Annotated in this window: 16 protein-coding genes and 1 tRNA gene; 10 read left to right on the top strand and 7 right to left on the bottom strand. The window is 55.0% G+C overall.

Features of this window, described 5'->3' with window-relative positions:
* The 9 genes from ACT3TJ_RS14350 to ACT3TJ_RS14310 all read left to right on the top strand — a co-directional run.
* On the top strand, positions 1-676 hold a 676-nt coding region (locus ACT3TJ_RS14350), incomplete at its 5' end, for a S8 family serine peptidase (protein ID WP_444622164.1).
* 13 nt (positions 677-689) lie between these two features.
* Positions 690-929, top strand: coding sequence for a hypothetical protein (locus tag ACT3TJ_RS14345; RefSeq protein ID WP_444622163.1), 240 nt, complete (start codon positions 690-692; stop codon positions 927-929).
* 105 nt (positions 930-1,034) lie between these two features.
* Positions 1,035-1,520 carry a VOC family protein gene (locus tag ACT3TJ_RS14340; protein WP_444622162.1) on the top strand — a complete coding sequence of 162 codons (486 nt, stop codon included), beginning with the start codon at positions 1,035-1,037 and terminating at the stop codon, positions 1,518-1,520.
* A gap of 50 nt (positions 1,521-1,570) precedes the next feature.
* Positions 1,571-2,089 carry an MgtC/SapB family protein gene (locus ACT3TJ_RS14335; protein WP_444622161.1) on the top strand — a complete coding sequence of 173 codons (519 nt, stop codon included), beginning with the start codon at positions 1,571-1,573 and terminating at the stop codon, positions 2,087-2,089.
* 181 nt (positions 2,090-2,270) lie between these two features.
* Complete coding sequence (locus ACT3TJ_RS14330) at positions 2,271-2,993, top strand: ZIP family metal transporter (RefSeq protein WP_193056328.1); 723 nt, start codon at positions 2,271-2,273, stop codon at positions 2,991-2,993.
* Between the two features lie 173 nt (positions 2,994-3,166).
* A complete protein-coding gene (locus tag ACT3TJ_RS14325; RefSeq protein ID WP_444622160.1) occupies positions 3,167-4,477 on the top strand; it encodes a DUF945 family protein in 1,311 nt (436 codons plus the stop codon).
* Between the two features lie 362 nt (positions 4,478-4,839).
* On the top strand, positions 4,840-5,433 hold the full coding sequence (locus ACT3TJ_RS14320) for a LemA family protein (protein WP_172116468.1): 594 nt from the start codon (positions 4,840-4,842) through the stop codon (positions 5,431-5,433).
* Between the two features lie 31 nt (positions 5,434-5,464).
* A complete protein-coding gene (locus ACT3TJ_RS14315) occupies positions 5,465-7,414 on the top strand; it encodes a M48 family metallopeptidase (RefSeq protein WP_444622159.1) in 1,950 nt (649 codons plus the stop codon).
* A 442-nt stretch (positions 7,415-7,856) separates the two neighbouring features.
* Positions 7,857-8,177 carry a DUF1330 domain-containing protein gene (locus tag ACT3TJ_RS14310; RefSeq protein ID WP_193056331.1) on the top strand — a complete coding sequence of 107 codons (321 nt, stop codon included), beginning with the start codon at positions 7,857-7,859 and terminating at the stop codon, positions 8,175-8,177.
* A gap of 54 nt (positions 8,178-8,231) precedes the next feature.
* Here ACT3TJ_RS14310 and ACT3TJ_RS14305 read toward each other — a convergent pair whose 3' ends face one another.
* Positions 8,232-8,936 carry an FMN-dependent NADH-azoreductase gene (locus ACT3TJ_RS14305; RefSeq protein WP_444622158.1) on the bottom strand — a complete coding sequence of 235 codons (705 nt, stop codon included), beginning with the start codon at positions 8,934-8,936 and terminating at the stop codon, positions 8,232-8,234.
* 120 nt (positions 8,937-9,056) lie between these two features.
* Here ACT3TJ_RS14305 and ACT3TJ_RS14300 point away from each other — a divergent pair, with 120 nt between their 5' ends.
* The gene (locus tag ACT3TJ_RS14300) at positions 9,057-9,962 is read left to right on the top strand and encodes a LysR substrate-binding domain-containing protein (RefSeq protein ID WP_444622157.1); all 906 of its coding nucleotides are present in this window, start codon (positions 9,057-9,059) and stop codon (positions 9,960-9,962) included.
* A 115-nt stretch (positions 9,963-10,077) separates the two neighbouring features.
* Here the strand turns inward: ACT3TJ_RS14300 and ACT3TJ_RS14295 are convergent.
* From ACT3TJ_RS14295 to fdxH, 6 genes are all read right to left on the bottom strand, one after another.
* Positions 10,078-10,173, bottom strand: a tRNA-Sec gene (locus ACT3TJ_RS14295).
* Positions 10,174-10,185: 12 nt separating this feature from the next.
* The gene (gene selB, locus ACT3TJ_RS14290; protein ID WP_444622156.1) at positions 10,186-12,114 is read right to left on the bottom strand and encodes a selenocysteine-specific translation elongation factor; all 1,929 of its coding nucleotides are present in this window, start codon (positions 12,112-12,114) and stop codon (positions 10,186-10,188) included.
* Complete coding sequence (gene selA, locus ACT3TJ_RS14285; protein WP_444622155.1) at positions 12,111-13,574, bottom strand: L-seryl-tRNA(Sec) selenium transferase; 1,464 nt, start codon at positions 13,572-13,574, stop codon at positions 12,111-12,113. The genes selB and selA overlap by 4 nt, the downstream gene beginning before the upstream one ends.
* An 85-nt stretch (positions 13,575-13,659) precedes the next feature.
* Positions 13,660-14,586 carry a formate dehydrogenase accessory protein FdhE gene (gene fdhE, locus ACT3TJ_RS14280; protein WP_444622154.1) on the bottom strand — a complete coding sequence of 309 codons (927 nt, stop codon included), beginning with the start codon at positions 14,584-14,586 and terminating at the stop codon, positions 13,660-13,662.
* Positions 14,583-15,290, bottom strand: a complete 708-nt coding sequence (locus ACT3TJ_RS14275) for a formate dehydrogenase subunit gamma (RefSeq protein WP_444622153.1) — start codon at positions 15,288-15,290, stop codon at positions 14,583-14,585. Before ACT3TJ_RS14275 ends, fdhE begins: the two co-directional genes overlap by 4 nt.
* Entirely contained in the window at positions 15,287-16,195 is a 909-nt protein-coding gene (gene fdxH, locus ACT3TJ_RS14270; protein ID WP_444622152.1) for a formate dehydrogenase subunit beta, read from the bottom strand. Before fdxH ends, ACT3TJ_RS14275 begins: the two co-directional genes overlap by 4 nt.
* Between the last annotated feature and the right edge of the window lie 2 nt (positions 16,196-16,197).

The raw sequence follows: 16,197 nt of genomic DNA, 5'->3' as shown, positions 1-16,197 counted from the left end.
GTTTATTAGCTGCTCATTCGTAGGAGAGCCGGTTCAAGATATCAATGGTCACGGAACGCACTGTATCGGCACGGCCTGCGGCCCCAGGATGCCTTTCGAAAATGCTCCTCGCTACGGTATCGCATCCGATTCGCAGGTGCTGGTTGGAAAGGTGCTCACCAACTCGGGTAGCAGTACGGGGGCGGGAGTACTTGCGGGAATGAATTGGGCGATCGCCAATCGATGTGACGTCATTTCGATGTCGCTGGGCAGTCAAAGTCCTGTGCAAGCTGCCTACACCCACGCGGGTGCTGCGGCTCTGCGTAAAGGGTGTCTGATTATTGCTGCCGCAGGAAACTCTTCTGCCCATACGGGAGCGCCTGCCAACTCATCTACTATCATGTCGGTTGCATCTATTGACGCCAACTTAAAGCCTTCGAGCTTTTCTAACGCCGGCAAAATCGAAATTGCCGCACCCGGTGGCGACATTTTTTCGTCCTGGCCCCGGCCGGTACATCATAAAACGATTAGCGGAACCAGTATGGCGACGCCCCACGTTGCAGGCTGCGCCGCCCTTTGGGCTGAGTCAGATGCCTCGCTGCGCGGTATGAAACTCTGGCAACGGCTGTTGGGTTCTGCAAAGCCTTTACCATCCTCTGGTTCCCGTGTTGGGGCCGGGTTGGTACAGGCACCTTAGGTGAGGATGATCGATGCCGACAATAGCGCTTTGGATAATCACGATTTCTGAAGATCAATCGATCAATGACATAGCTTCGCGCCTTAGTGACGAAGGGCTCACCATCAGAGAGGTGTTTGAGGAGATTGGGTGCATCACCGGGGCGGCAGATGACATTACCGTTGAGCGGCTTAAAAAGGTCAACGGAGTGGTGGATATTGCCCCTGATATGCAGCTCGATATAGGCCCGCCAGGTGCTGATAAGACTTGGTGATTCCTCAGTAATCATCTTGGGAGGAGCTGTTAAAGGAGGCTGGGGTGCGCCGCATTACAATGTCATACCCATCATTGGCTGTTTCGTTTTGATTGGAGAAGTGTCATGGCAACACCAGCAAAGAATACGGTTTGTCTTTGGTTCGATGGTCGCGCAGAAGAAGCCGCACGCTTTTATGCAGATACCTTTCCTGATTCGTTTGTCAGTGCTGTTCACCGCGCGCCGGGAGACTTTCCAGCCGGTAAGGAAGGGGATGTGTTGACCGTTGAGTTTACCGTGCTGGGCATTCCATGCCTGGGGCTTAACGGTGGGCCTGAGTTTACGCATAGCGAAGCGTTTTCCTTTCAGGTCTCAACCAATGATCAGGCCGAAACGGACCGCTATTGGAACGCGATAGTGGGTAATGGCGGGCAAGAAAGCGCGTGTGGTTGGTGTAAAGATAAATGGGGCGTGTCTTGGCAGGTAACGCCTGTGGCGCTGATTGAAGCGATCACTGCCTCGGATCCTGCCGCTGCAAAACGCGCGTTTGCAGCGATGATGCAGATGAAAAAAATTGATATTGCCACCATTGAGGCAGCACGTAACGGTTGAATTAGATAAAAGATGTTCACTCATCGCGCGTTAACGACAGGGCTGAGGCAATGGAGTCAGTGAGTAATATTGTTATTTCTGAATTTTCTGATTTTAATGACCTAAGTGAATTTATTATTGTAGTGACTCGGTTGCTAATGGCTGCTTTTCTCGGTGGCCTCTTGGGGCTTGAGCGTGAACAGAGCGGTAAGCCAGCTGGAATACGTACCCACATGCTTGTGTGCATGGGGGCGGCGTTATTTATATTAATCCCGCAGCAAACAGGCATTTCAGATGCAGAGATGAGTCGGGTCATTCAAGGTGTTATTAGCGGCATTGGTTTTTTATGTGCTGGAAGTATTATCACCCGTAAAAATGATCTATTTGCTACCGGGCTTACCACGGCGGCTGGCATTTGGTTTACAGCGGCTATAGGTGTCGCCGTTGGTCTTGGGCGTGAGCAAACGGCCGTTTTGTGTACCGTGCTGGCCTGGACAGTGCTGTATGTGGTGCCTTTCTTCTCACGCGCAATAACCAAGAAAAGGCCTGTGGCTTCAGGATCGAAAGAAGATGATTCTGGTAACAAATAAGCGTGAGACGCACCCCGTTAATTTGCGGCATTCATGGCCTTATGGACCTTCATAAGCTGAACAAACGCAAGGGGCGAAAATACGATACGGCTCGGTGCTCTGAAACGCTTGGGAGGCAGCGAGAAATGCCGGACAACCCGGTGAACCAACGGTGGTTGAAAAGAGGCTAATCTGACATTTTATGGCTGAAATTATCACTATCCTTCTTTTATCATTAATGGCAGGTGCCGCAATGCCCATCGGGGCATTATTAGCTAAGTTTGACCTGGTTCATCCCTCCCTTTTAGGGGATTCCTGGCGACATTTCATTATTGCTTTTGGTGGTGGAGCGCTGATGTCAGCGGTCGCTCTGGTATTGGTACCTGAAGGTGCTAGTAAGTTACCGCTTGTACCGGCCGCCTTGTGTTTTGCTGCTGGTGGGGTATGTTTTTACTTCCTTGATGCCTACTTAAAAAAACTCAATAGCTCGGTAGGCCAACTGGTGGCAATGTTATCTGATTTTATCCCTGAAGCGATTGCCTTGGGTGCTGCCTTTGCAGCAGGCGAAGGCACAGGGTTGCTGCTTGCACTATTAATGATTTTACAAAATCTGCCTGAGGGTTTTAACGCTTACGAAGAACTGAGCAATAATAATACTCAACTATCTTCCAATAAAATCATACTGGCATTTAGCGGCTTGGCATTAGTGGGGCCCATCTCAGCAGCAACCGGCTATTACGTATTGGCACAGTACGATGTGTTAATGGGAGCGCTAATGCTATTTGCGAGTGCAGGTATTTTGTACCTTGTTTTTCAGGATATTGCCCCTGGGTCCAAGCTCGAACAACATGGAATGCCGGCAATCGGTGCTGTCGCTGGGTTTCTGCTTGGGTTGATGGGTAACATGGTACTTCTTGCTTCCTGATGGCAAATAACCGCAAGCAGCGTAATGCTATGACTATGCGGTTTAATGGCGAAGAATATGAGTCTTCGCCTCGCTTTTTCTTTCTTTAATAGCTAGCCATGAACTGAATTAACAGTGGGTTTTTATTCTTAAATACAGGATAATTAATAATCATTTTTATTAAGGATAGTGATATGCCCGCAACTTCCAAGACGTTAATTTTGACCGCTGCTGGTGTTGTAGTGCTCGGGGCAGGGGGATATATAGGCGCCCAAGCGGTGGTGGGTAATGAGGTGGAAAAAGTGCTAGCCCAAACCTTTGCGCAGTTGGATGATTCTGTTTCCTGGTATGCAAGCGACGTAACGATTGATAAATCGTTGTTCAATACAACGGCGACGGCAACGATCGGTATGGAAGGTGTTGAAAACGCCAATGCCCAGGTAAATCTGCTGGTGGATCACGGCATTATCAATAGCCCGATTACCGGCACGATTCATCCCAACGAGCAGTTTCTAAGCGGGGATATCGACGTTGATCTGGTCGCGACTCGCAGCGCCGTCACGGGGCAGTTGACGGCAGGTTCGTTAAGCGGCGTTGAGTTTGACGGCACTCTGCACGACCTGGTAGTGGATCTTGATCTTGAAGATGAAGACGTGTGGAAGGTAGACGGCCAGGCACGTGAAATTGTTGTCAATGACGAGAACGACTCGTTTCGGATTGTCTCGCCACGCTTTGAAAATAGCTCCCAGGAAGCGTCTAGCCTGATACATCAACGTCTGGAAATACCCAAAATTGAGTTTTTGGCGGAGGGCGTCAATGTTTATATAGATGGCATTGAGCTTGAGGCCGAGTCTGAATCCGTAGGTGATAGCCAAATCGTCAATTCAGGCGGCCGTTTTAAGATAGCCGATATCGGCGCCGACGGCACCTCAATGGGCAGCCTGTCACTTGATATCGATGCCAAGAACTGGGATATGTCAGCATTTCAGGCGCTTCAGGAAGCCTATGCACCGCTGGAAGCCATGCGTGCAGAGTATGAAGAGACCGGTGTACGCGGCGATGAGCAGGAAGAGCGTGAACTACTGATCCAGTCTATCGAACGAGGCTATGATGTCCTGATTGCGAGTCCCTCAATGGCGTTCCAACCGCTGGAAGCGCACGTTACGCTGCCCATGCTGGGTATCGATTTTAATCCCCGCATTACGGCGGATATCCGCTTTGATGGTGAAGAACTTTCCAAGGAGGCGCTATACAGCGCTTTATGGGATAACCGTTTGCCGTTACCCGAGCAGCTTCAGGCATCGCAAGACAGGATGAGCACACCGGAGGCGCAAGAGTACCTCCAAAACCGCTTGAGCTTGGATATTGGCGTAACGACACCTCCCCAGATGGTACTTTCACTCATTCCCATGCCTTATGCTCTGTTAATCGATCCGGACTTTGAAGAGCAGACGTTGACCTGGCAAGACGGCGTCCTGACGGTTAATGGTGAAGAAGTGATGTAAGCAAGGCTTGTATCATAAGCACTACGCCATACGGAGTGGCGTAGTGTTAAATCAAAGGTATTAAGATCACTGCACTAAACAAATTTGTACCGTATTGAAACTTTCGGTCAATGGAAAACATCCTTATCAGGTGATAACGCAGTGGTTGAATCCCGCTACCATGCAAGTACATGTGTTTAAAAGCCAGAATATCTGGTTTGATCCCTCGCCTTATATCAATACGGATACCATTGCTGTCTTTATCGAGCAGAATGATCCCCAGAAATATCACATGGATATAGAGTTTTTGCCTAAACTCGCCAAGTAAAGCCGTCAGGTCGTGATGCGTAATAGTTTTTTATTAACCACAGGAAGGATCAATTATGGTTTTAACTATCATTATCGTAGCGATAATAGCGGTTATCGCGTTCTACCTTATCGGTGTGTACAACCGGCTCGTTTCCCTGCGAAACCGTTTTCAAAACGCCTTTGCTCAAATTGAAGTGCAGCTAAAGCGCCGTCACGACTTGATACCTAACCTGGTCGAAACCGCCAAAGGGTATCTCAGCCACGAGCGCGAAACGCTTCAGTCGGTGATTGAAGCGCGCAATTCAGCGGCGGCGGGGCTCAAAGCGGCGGCCGCCAACCCAGGGAGCGCCAAAGCGATGGCCGAATTGGGCGGGGCAGAAGGTGCGCTAAGCCAAGCGATGGGGCGGCTTAATGTGGTGATGGAAGCTTACCCGGACCTCAAGGCCTCTGAAAACATGCAGCAGCTCTCTGAAGAGCTTACCAGTACTGAAAACAAGGTCGCTTTTGCCCGCCAGGCGTTCAACGACGCTGTCATGCAATACAACACTTACCGCCAGAGCTTCCCTCCGGTGGCCGTAGCAGGCCTGTTGGGGCATGGCGAGGACGCTTCCTTCCTGGAGTTCGAGGACAGCGCCCAGATTCAGTCAGCGCCTAAAATATCGTTTTGAAGCGTTCTTGAACCGACAAGGATAGGTGTGCATGGATTTCTTTACGGCTCAGGACAACGCCCGACGTAAAACCGGGCAACTGGTTGTTTTATTGATAGCGGCGGTAATCGCCCTGATAGCGGTCACCACTGTCGTGATCGCAATCGTCGTGCATTTCATGAGAGATGACCGAGGCAGCGTGACAGCGAATAACCTGTTGGCTGCGCTATCCCCAGAACTGGTAGCCGTGGTTGCGCTTGGCGTGGTGGCGTTAGTGGGTCTCGGCGGGCTTTTCAAGCGCTCTCAGCTGCGTCGCGGCGGCGGTAAAGTAGTGGCCGAGGCGCTGGGCGGACGAGAAATCAGCCCCAGCACCGAAAACGCTAACGAGCGCCGTATTCTCAACGTGGTGGAAGAAATGGCAATTGCCTCGGGCACGCCGGTTCCACCGGTTTATCTGCTTCAGGAAGCGGGTATTAACGCTTTCGCCGCCGGGTATGATACCAGCGATGCCGTGATCGGGATCACCCAGGGGGCGATTAATCACCTCAACCGCGAGGAACTACAAGGCGTGGTTGCCCATGAATTTAGCCACATTCTGCATGGCGATATGCGCTTGAACATGCGTTTGATCAGCGTACTTCACGGTGTGCTTCTGATCGGACTGTTAGGCTATATTCTGCTGCGCAGTACGACGTCGCGTGGTCGAGCTGTGCGGCGCAACAATTCAAATGGCAAAGGCGCTGTCGTCGTACTTGCCTTGGGTGTTGCCCTGGCCGTCATTGGTTATGCGGGCACGTTTTTTGGCAACTGGATCAAGGCGGCCGTGAGCCGCCAGCGAGAATACCTGGCCGACGCCTCCGCCGTTCAATATACGCGTAACCCCAATGGCATCGGCCAAGCGTTAATCAAGATTGGCTCCCTTACGCAGGGGGCCAGAATAGAAGCCTCCCAAGCGAGCGAATATAGCCACCTGTTTTTCGGCCAAGGCATGAAGCTTGGTTTCACTCGCTTATTGGCGACCCACCCGCCGATACGCCAGCGCATCAAACGCGTTATGCCAAGCTGGAACGGTGAATTTAACGCGCCGCTAAGTGCATCTTTTGACGGTGACGTGGAAAAAGCGGGAGGTGAGTCAGTGGTTGGCTTTGCAGACACCCCCTCCGCCCACGCTTACTCCAGCGCAGCAACCATGAACGGCACCTCGGCCCGCATGGCGATTGCCTCAATGGGGCAACCCGGCCCACGCCATTTGGCCCAGGCACGTACCATGCTCAATGCATTGCCTAAGCGGCTCGTCGACGCCGCCCACGATCCTTATGCAGTACGCGCATTAATGTACGCACTGCTGTTGAGCCAGAGTATCGAGGTGCGTAAGCAGCAACTGGCATCACTTCAGCAGACAGCCTTGCCCGATGTGTATCGTGAAGTCATGAACCATGCCGGCGACGTGTTAATGCTTAGAGACCAGCTTCGCCTGCCGTTGATGGAATTGGCGTTGCCAGCGTTAAAAAACCTGTCAGTGGATCAGGCCACGCATTTTCGGCACTGCATGGTAGAACTGATCAATGCGGATAATCAGGTCAGCCTGTTTGAGTGGACACTGTATCACTGGCTGGTTCATCACCTGGGCCTGGGAAAGAAAGATAGTGGCCCTGCTGTTCGTAAGCTGAGCGATTTACAGCAGGAGTGCCAGCGGCTGCTCAACGTGCTGGCCTGGGCAGGGCAGAGTGACCACGAAAAGGTAAGCGCTGCGCTAGATGCCGCTGAAAAAGAGCTGCCGTTTGCACTAAACGTAAAAAGAGAGGCCCCTAATATCAAAGCGCTGGGCCCCGCAGTCAGCCGCTTGCGTCGTTTACGACCGCAACAAAAGCCTGCTGTTCTGCAGGCCATGGCCCGCTGTATTGAGCATAGTGGGCAAATAAAGCCCGCAGAGGCCGAGCTGTTTCGCGTCATTGCCGATATGCTGGAATGCCCCATGCCGCCGCTGCTGATAGAAGAGTGATTGAGCGTCGCCATTTTCAAGGCGGGGAGTATCCATAGCATGAATGAGGCAGAGTCCTTGAACCGAGCGACTAACGAGAAGATAGTACTCTGCTCATACAGTACTGATTGGCCAACTCTGTTTGAAGCGAAACGGGCTCGGCTGCTGCCTCTTTTCAACTTCCATGGAATATAACGCCTCTCTGATCGATAGGCGTTGGGCGGCGAAATATAGGTTGGATAGAGAAGCGTATACAGCAGCAAAAAGGGACTTTATTTGCGAAACCCTGAATGGAGGCCTCTAACCAGTGCAGCAGTGAAGCATTATTGGTTTAATAAAAATTAAATTTATGGAGAGTTATTGTCAGTTAAATCGATATAGTGATAAGTGGGTTCGTTATTTAAAGTGTTTGCTCTAGGCTTTCGTTGTTCAGAAAATTATTTCGTCTAATCAAGGGGGGATGATGCCTGCCTACGCTGTTGCTCTCATTCGAGAAACTCGATTCGATCCTGAGGTTAAACACTATTTAGAGCGTATCGACGCAACGCTCGCTCCTTTCTCAGGTAAATACCTTGTTCATGGTGGGCCATACACGCCTCTTGAGGGTGCGTGGGCTGGCGATATGGTCGTCATTGAGTTTCCTACTATGGAACAAGCACAGGGGTGGTATGACTCCGATGCTTATAAGACGATTCGCCCATTTCGTACCCGGCATACCGAGGGCGATGTGCTGTTGGTTCAGGGCGTGCCAGAGGGGCATAAAGGTGCGGATATCCTGGGTTAGCGATACCCGCACCTAACGCGCCGACCTTGATAGTAAGAATGCTGCTTGCTGCTTTTATGCCGGTTCAGATATTTGTGTGTCTCGCCATGTCATCACCTGCAACTCATCAACGAGCCGTTCGACTTTCCTTCTTGCGTCAGCAACTGACTTCGCCAATACCTCCCCGCCTACTTCCTGCCCTTCAATGGCGATATAGTGAATTTTAGTGATGCCAATAAACGCCAGTGCAGTGGCTAAATTGGGCTCCAGGTGGTTGATGTGCGCCATCTTTCCACCGATATCAAAGCCTATCCCGCCTCTGGCAGTAAGAACAACCGCATGCCTTGGCCGGTCAGAAAGTTTTGGAACGTAAGGATCGGTCGGGTTACTCTCATCGATATCCACCGTTCGACCGGGGCGTACTACTTGGTCGATCCACGCTTTGAGGGCGGCAGGCATGCCGAAGTTGTAGAACGGCGTGCCGATCACTACGACATCCGCGGCGATTAATTCATCAACCAGTTGGTCGCTTTCTGCTAGTGCATCCTTCATCCAGGGTGCCCGCTGTTCTTCAGGCGTGAAAGCCGACGCGATCCAGTCGTGGTTGAGAAAGGATGGCGGGTGTTGGCCTATATCGCGATAGGTGATCATGTCTTGCGGGCGGCGTAATTGCCATTGTTTGGCAAACTGATCGGTAAGGTGACGGCTGTGAGAGCCATGATTGTCTGTTCCTGCAATCCCCGGGCGAGCGCTGGCGTCTATATGTAGGATATGCGGCATGGATAGTCTCCTGTTCTGAGCTGAGCTCATCTATGATTAACAACAGACGTAGCTTAGACTTGGATTGTGCGCCGTAACAAACGACCTTTTCTTGCAGGTATAGGTGAGTAAAACTCATTCATGAATTCTCGACGATTACCCTCGCTTTCGGCACTTCGCGCTTTTGAAGCGGCTGCTCGCCATGAAAGTGCCAAACAGGCAGCGCAGGAGCTCTCGGTAACGGCCACGGCCATTAGTCACCAGATTCGTGGGCTTGAAGAGGCTCTGGGCATTGCGCTGTTTGTACGCAGGCCCAGGCAACTGGAATTGACGCCGCAAGGCCGCGAGCTGCAGCAGGTGCTGGAATCTTCATTCGACAATATCAGCAACACCATTGAGCGCTTGAGTACCATGCCCGAGCGCAGGGGCATTACGCTGACGACCACGCCGGTGGTGGCCGTGCGTTGGTTGCTGCCCTGGGTTTGCATACTGCGCGAATCTCACCCAGACATTGACCTGCGAATCCATGCGTCCCACGAGCCCGTTGCGTTAGATGGGGTAACCGCCGACCTTGCCATTCGGCATGGCGATGGACGCTGGCCAGGGTTAGTAGCCGAGAAGCTGTTTGATACCACGTTGATTCCGGCTTGCAGCCCACAGCTTGTTCAGCATGCAGGGGAGGATCTATCGAAGTATCCGCTGATTCACTTTCGACCCCAGGGAGTAATTATATCGCCCATGGATTGGCTGGGTTACCAGAAAACCGCCCAGATTCCAGGGTTGAATGTCGGCGCCGGGCTGGCTTTTTCTGACGAAAGCCACGCTATTTCAGCGGCTGTGGGAGGGCAGGGTGTCATGCTGATGAGCCGTCAACTGATTGAAGATGAGCTGGCCGAAGGGCGCCTGGTACACCCTTTTGGCCCTGAACTTGAAGACCGCGCCTTCTTTTTGGCCTACCCTGAAAGCCGCCGCAACGATCCAACGATGTTGGCGCTTCGCGACTGGGTGATGGCAGTGCCTGGCAGGCTATCAACGCCTTCGGCTTGATAGTATCGTATTTTATACCGTTATCTTACGTGACCTGATGCTTCGCCGTCTGTGAGTTTCATGGCGGAATCTGATTTGGCTCAAATAGCGAGGCTGGGGGAAGAGTCAAAAAGAGTGGCGGAAGAGCGTGGGAGTCGAACCCACCAAAGACTGCTGGCAGCCCCTGCCAGATTTGAAGTCTGGCCGCCCCACCGGGGGTCGATCCTCTTCCTTGAGCGGTTGCCTAGTTCCACAGGGCAGTACGGCGAATGTAGCGTTCATCTTGCACCCGGCGTGTAAAACCTATCCTATCAAAGAATTCGAGAATATGAATGGCCAATTTGCGTCCGGTACCGATGCGGTTGCGAAATTCTGCGACGCGAATAGTGCCGTGCTCGTCCATCAGCTTACGCGCGATATTGGCCAGTTCATGTGTCGCTGAGGCGAGGTAGAAGTGGTCCTTGCGTACTTGGTAGAGCCTGCCGAGGCGAGCGCAGGCTGTTAGCACCCGGCGAACACACTGTTCATCAAGCCCACCGCTTGCTGCCAGGTCGCGAACCCGGGGTGGCTGGAAGGGGACTTCCGCGAGAAGAGGTTCGAGCCGTTGCCAGAGCGCCTCGTCGTGTTCATTAAGTGCTGCGCGATGGCCAGGCAGAGAAATGAAGGGCCCATTGCTATCAAGCTGGCCCGCCTCGATCAGTTGTTTCAGCAGGCCGCGGAAGAGGGGAGCCGGTAACCGAGGGGCGGCCTGGCGATTTAGTCGCTCGCGCTCGGTCCCCAGCATGGCGGGTTCGTTCTGGTGATTACTGGCGATTACTTGGATAATCCGCTCTCTAAGCGATTCGATGGCTTGCCTGGAGAAAGCGCTAACTTCGCCTTCGGCAGTGAGGACTTGACCTGCGGATGCCTCGACCAGCGGCGCTAGATCCTGAACGCTGATATTAAGATTACGCGCCATGCCAGTAAGATCCAGGCCTTCGGGATGGAGATCAAGCGCAGCACTCAGCGGTTCATGAAGATCGTAAGGTGGCTTGGTGTTTGCGCATTCCGCCAGTGCCGCCAACCAGGCTAGGCGAGCGGGAGCGCGCTGACCACGGCGGGGTGGTTCGCCGTCCAGTGCGATTCCGCCACCCAGGGTAATATGCCCGCCATGATCACGGATGACGAAACGATCCCCCAGGCAGGCATGTACCGGGCTATCACAGACCAGTTGGCCCAGCATGCTTTTGCCTGGTTCGAGTCGTTGCCCTTCGAGAAGCGAGACCCGCCCCATGAGATGGGCGGCCCCCAGGTGTATATGGACTGGCGTCCAGTGCTTGAGCGGTGGGGTAGAGTCGAGCAACCTTAGCTGGGCGTCGAGGCGTTTGATGGGCGGCGTTTCCAGTGCATCGGCGACCACCCAGTCGCCGCGACGGATGCGATCCCGTTCCACCCCAGTGCCTGAAAGGTTGAGCGCTACCCGGTCACCCTGGTGTGCCTGATCGCTCTCGCGGTGCTGGCGCCGCAGCTGGCGTACTCTGGCCTTATGGCCGTCGGGTACCAGGCGCACCATGTCACCCTTGGCAATGCAGCCACTGAGGGCGGTGCCGGTCACTACCAGACCGGCACCCGGCAGCGCAAAGACGCGGTCCACGCTAAGGCGGAAATGCCCATAAGCAGAGAGCGCATGCTGTTCGGCCGCCTGGGACCATAGTGTGTCACGCAGTGCCGCTACGCCTTCACCGCTATGGCTCGAGACGTCATACAGCGGCGCCTTGGCGAGCTGGGTCCCTGCCAGCAGTTGGGTGATCTCTTGTCTGACTTCCTGTCGCCGTAGTTCGTCGACTCGGTCGATCTTGGTCAGTGCCACCACGCCGCGGTCGACGCCGAGCAGGTCGAGAATTTGGACATGTTCGATTGTCTGGGGCATTACACCATCGTCGGCGGCCACCACCAGCAGGGCCGTGTCGATGCCAGCACTACCCGCGAGCATGTTATGCAGGAACCGATGATGCCCGGGCACGTCGACAAAGCCGAGCTCGACGCCTGACGCGACTTCGGGATAAGCGAAACCAGCTTCGATGGTCAGCCCACGGGCTTTTTCCTCTTTGAGGCGGTCGGTATCGATACCGGTCAGCCGCTGGATCAGGGCGGTCTTGCCGTGGTCGACATGGCCGGCAGTGCCGACGATCATGGCTGGCCGTCCTGGGACATGTCATGGTGGCTCTCGTAGCGCTGCTTCAAGATCGAGAATTGTGCAGCGAAGGCGTCGACGTCTTCAGGACGGTATAGACAGCGCAGGTCGAGATAGAGAGCACCTTCGTTAAGGCGGCCGATGACCGGACGGGGGAGCTGACGAAACGCTGTCTCGATGCGTTTGAGGCACCGTTCCCTGGCGCGGCGGTCACCGTTTAGTGGGCGCCAGACCAGCGCGTAGCTCGGCAGCCGGTCAACGGGTAGCGAGCCGCTGCCGAGCTGACTCACGCAGGGGGCCAGGGTAACATCGATGTCGTCGAGCAAAGCCTGGGCGGCGGAGAGTAAACGCTCGCCGGTCGCCGCAATCTCGACGTCAGTACGCGTCAACATTGCCAACGTGGGAATGTCTCGCTGGGGCGCGTCACTGTCACGATAAAGACGCAGGGTGGCTTCCAGGGCGGCCAGGGTCAGCTTGTCCAGGCGCAGGGCACGTTTTAATGGATGGCGCTTGATCGTATCGATAAGGTCACGGCGGCCAACAATGATGCCTGCCTGCGGGCCGCCCAGTAGCTTGTCGCCGCTGAAGGTGACAACATCGGCTCCGGCGGCGATTGCCTCGCGAGGTTGCTCTTCATGAGGTAGTCCAAGCGCGGAGAAGTCGGCTAGTGCGCCGCTGCCCAGGTCAACCATGAAGGGGACTCCCTGCGCGTGTGCAATATTCGCCAGTTCGCGCTCGGGCACGCTCTTGGTAAAACCGGTGATGGCGTAGTTGGAGGTGTGTGCCTTGACGATCAACCCGGTGCTCTCGCCCATGGCGGCCTGGAAATCCTTGGCATGGGTGCGGTTGGTAGCGCCTACCTCATGCAGCCGACAGCCTGCCGCGACCATGATGTCGGGCATGCGAAAGGCACCGCCTATCTCAATCAACTCGCCGCGTGAAATGACCGCCTCGCGACCACTGGCCAGAGCGCTCAGAGCCAGTAGTACTGCGCCTGCGTTATTGTTGACCACGGTGGCTGCTTCGGCGCCGGTCAGCTCGCAGAGCAGGGGTTCCACTAGGCGGTCGCGGTCGCCACGGCCGCCGCTCTCCAAGTCGTACTCAAGTGCCATGGGATGGCGGGCGGCTTCGGCCATGGCCTCAATGGCGGGTTCGGCAAGTGGCGAGCGGCCGAGGTTGGTATGAATCACCGTACCGGTCAAATTGAATACGCTGCGGTTGTTAGGCCGTACCAGCTGTTCCAGGCGTTCAAGTACTCGGGCAGTGAGTGTATCGACAGAGAGGGCGGCAAGTTGATGCTCGGCAGCCTCGGAACTACCCGCAAGGCGCGAGCGCTCGCTCTCAAGGGTCAGGCGGATGGCCTGCCTGACCAGGCGCCCACCATGGCGCTGCTGGGCTTGCTGCAGAGTGGGGTGGGTCAGCAGAGTGTCTACGGCGGGCAGGCTGCGTCGAACGTCCATTGTTGTTTTCAATCCATGCCGGGATTCAAATCCCAAGGTATAGCATGGCTGAGCGCGGGTCGTCCATGGTCGCTCGGGGATGCCCTTATTCGCCAACGATGAGCAGCGGGTTGAAGCCGCTACGAAAATACTGCTTTTCCTCGGCAAGCAGAAGATCCAGCGCTAGGCTCGCAAGGTCATCAGCGAGGGGGTCAGCATGTGCATCGAGCTCACGTGGCATGATTTTGAGATAGGAGTGACAGTCGCCACAGGTCTCGGCCTGAGTAGGAAGCAGGCGCTCGCCGCTCTCGTCTTCGAGACTCAGGTAGTCAAGCTTGCCGCTCTGATCGCAGACACTGCACTTGGAACGCTCCAGATACCATTGTGTCGCGCATAGCCCACACTGCAGGTAACGCACCCCGCTGCGTTTAGAATCGATCTGAATGATGCTTGCCACCGGCCGTGAGCCGCAACAGGGGCAGATCGAGCGGGCCTCGGCGGAGGGGCGCTTTGGCGGTTGGGGCAGGGTGCGTGCCAAGCGCAGCCAGGCCACTTGCAACGCTGCCGCTACCAAGGGCATCAGCCCACGCCTTGCTTCAGGGCCGGGACGCGCTTCCAGCACTTCCTGGGCGAGGTGGTCGATTTCCTCCTTGGGCAGCTTACGCAGAGTGTCGAGCAATGGCCGCTGCGCCTCACCAATATGCAAGTCAAGGCCATCGAGAAGTGCGGTGAGTTCACTACGAAAATCGATGTCGCGGCAAAGCGCTTGGGCACCCAGCGGCGGCATGCCGTGCTCCAAGGCCAGCGCAAAGGCGTCCGGCTCGGGCAGCCACGCTGGGGTATTGTGCTCGAGTGCCCGCTGCTGTGCTTGGGAGAGCTGTGCCATAAAGGCCAGGAAATCACGCAGCGGTTCGATACGCTCGGAGAGGTCACGCAGGCGCTGCGCGCGCTGGGCAAAGTGCTCCTGCTCGGGCAGCACCACGGAGGGGGGATCAATAACGCCCATCGGGGCATTGCCATATGCGTGATTCACTTGGGCTCCTCTCTTGTCATGGTCGTGTGCGGCTGCTTGGTCATCTCGCGCTCCTTGCGCTCTTTGTCCATTTCCTCCTCGTACCATAAATCATGATGATGTTTCGCCCAAGGCTTGCTGACCCGGCCACGAATCATGGCGGTGAACGAACCCTTCACCCAGATACCCGAGTAAATGTGGATGATCAAGGTAATGATCGCGAGGAAAGCCACATAAGCATGCCCAGCGGCGGCCAACCGACGTAGTGTGATGGGGACGGCATCGGCAAAGTAGGGTTGCCAGATGAGTAGACCGGTTACCAGCAACAATGGCACGCAGAGCACCATGATCCAGTAAACGAGCTTCTGCCCGGCATTGTTCTTACCTACCGGCGGCAGACGCTCGTCATGATTACTCAGCACGTCCTTGATCTGTTTGAGCCACTGAACGTCATGGCGCTTGATCAGGCTCACCTTGAAGAAGCGGATTGCCATGATCATGAAAAATAGCGTCATACACAGCCCGATATACGGGTGCAGGATGCGCGTCATGATCGGGCCGCCGAACAGGCCGGTTAACGACCAGAAGAAGGGGTGAAAAAAGGGCAGCCCACTGAGCACCAGCATCACGAAGCTGATCGCGACGAGCCAGTGATTGATGCGTGAAAACGTATCATATCGCAGGATGCCTGGATCGGATTTGGCATGCGGTTTTGACTCATTCATGGCTGTTCCTCCTCAGGCTCCTCGTCCTCCACTCCTTCTTCCGGTGTTTCCTTGGGGCCTGCGGTGAGGTAGTGGAAGAACCCGGCAAATGCGGCAAGCCCGATAGCTGCTGAGGCCAGTGGCTTGGTTATACCTTTCCAACCCTCGACCAGAGGACTGATGCGCGGGTCCTTGGGCAAGCCGCTGTAGATCTCCGGTTTGTCGGCATGCTGCAGCACGTAGATCACATGGGTGCCGCCCACTCCTTGAGGGTCATAGATACCGGCATTTTCAAAGCCACGCCCTTTGAGAAAATCGGTGCGCGTTTCAGCGAGATCGAGCATGTCCTCCTTGGTGCCGAACATGATCGAACCGGTAGGGCACGATTTTACACAGGCTGGTTCCAGGCCATGAGAGACACGATCAGAACACAGTGTGCATTTATAGGCCTTGGAATCCTTCTTCGAAATCCGTGGAACATCGAAAGGGCAGCCAGTGACACAGTAGCCGCAACCAATACAGTGCTCGGAGTTGAAGTCAACGATGCCGTTGGCGTACTGGACGATAGCACCAGGTGCCGGGCACGCCTCAAGGCAGCCCGGTTCGGCGCAGTGCATGCAGTTGTCCTTCCGGATCAGCCACTCCAGGTTGCCTTGCTCGTTCTCGTGCTCGTTGAAACGCATTACCTGCCAGGAGTCGGGCGTAAGGTCAGTCGGGTTGTCGTATTCACCCACGCATTCACCCACCTCGTCACGCAAGTCGTTCCACTCAGAGCATGCCACCTGGCATGCCTTGCAACCGATGCAGCGGGATACATCAATCAGCTTGGTGACAGTTTCAACGCTGCCGCTTCGCCTTTGAGGCGAAGGTACTGAGGTCGCTGAGCGGGCGATGATATTCTGCGAGTTGATTTGTTCCCCACGCATGC

This window comes from Halomonas sp. AOP30-A1-24 (assembly GCF_052378165.1).
Classification (GTDB): domain Bacteria; phylum Pseudomonadota; class Gammaproteobacteria; order Pseudomonadales; family Halomonadaceae; genus Vreelandella; species Vreelandella citrativorans.
Note: the sequence above shows the minus strand (reverse complement) of the source record. Positions and strands in the feature narration are given on the sequence as shown.

Coding starts and splice junctions, on each gene's coding strand:
- ACT3TJ_RS14305 (WP_444622158.1), bottom strand. CDS start 8,936: ATGCCGCATATCCTACATATAGACGCCAGCGCTCGCCCGGGGATTGCA.
- selA (WP_444622155.1), bottom strand. CDS start 13,574: ATGGACGTTCGACGCAGCCTGCCCGCCGTAGACACTCTGCTGACCCAC.
- ACT3TJ_RS14275 (WP_444622153.1), bottom strand. CDS start 15,290: ATGAATGAGTCAAAACCGCATGCCAAATCCGATCCAGGCATCCTGCGA.
- selB (WP_444622156.1), bottom strand. CDS start 12,114: ATGATCGTCGGCACTGCCGGCCATGTCGACCACGGCAAGACCGCCCTG.
- ACT3TJ_RS14310 (WP_193056331.1), top strand. CDS start 7,857: ATGCCTGCCTACGCTGTTGCTCTCATTCGAGAAACTCGATTCGATCCT.
- ACT3TJ_RS14315 (WP_444622159.1), top strand. CDS start 5,465: ATGGATTTCTTTACGGCTCAGGACAACGCCCGACGTAAAACCGGGCAA.
- ACT3TJ_RS14300 (WP_444622157.1), top strand. CDS start 9,057: ATGAATTCTCGACGATTACCCTCGCTTTCGGCACTTCGCGCTTTTGAA.
- ACT3TJ_RS14330 (WP_193056328.1), top strand. CDS start 2,271: ATGGCTGAAATTATCACTATCCTTCTTTTATCATTAATGGCAGGTGCC.
- ACT3TJ_RS14345 (WP_444622163.1), top strand. CDS start 690: ATGCCGACAATAGCGCTTTGGATAATCACGATTTCTGAAGATCAATCG.
- fdxH (WP_444622152.1), bottom strand. CDS start 16,195: ATGCGTGGGGAACAAATCAACTCGCAGAATATCATCGCCCGCTCAGCG.
- ACT3TJ_RS14335 (WP_444622161.1), top strand. CDS start 1,571: ATGGAGTCAGTGAGTAATATTGTTATTTCTGAATTTTCTGATTTTAAT.
- ACT3TJ_RS14320 (WP_172116468.1), top strand. CDS start 4,840: ATGGTTTTAACTATCATTATCGTAGCGATAATAGCGGTTATCGCGTTC.
- ACT3TJ_RS14325 (WP_444622160.1), top strand. CDS start 3,167: ATGCCCGCAACTTCCAAGACGTTAATTTTGACCGCTGCTGGTGTTGTA.
- ACT3TJ_RS14340 (WP_444622162.1), top strand. CDS start 1,035: ATGGCAACACCAGCAAAGAATACGGTTTGTCTTTGGTTCGATGGTCGC.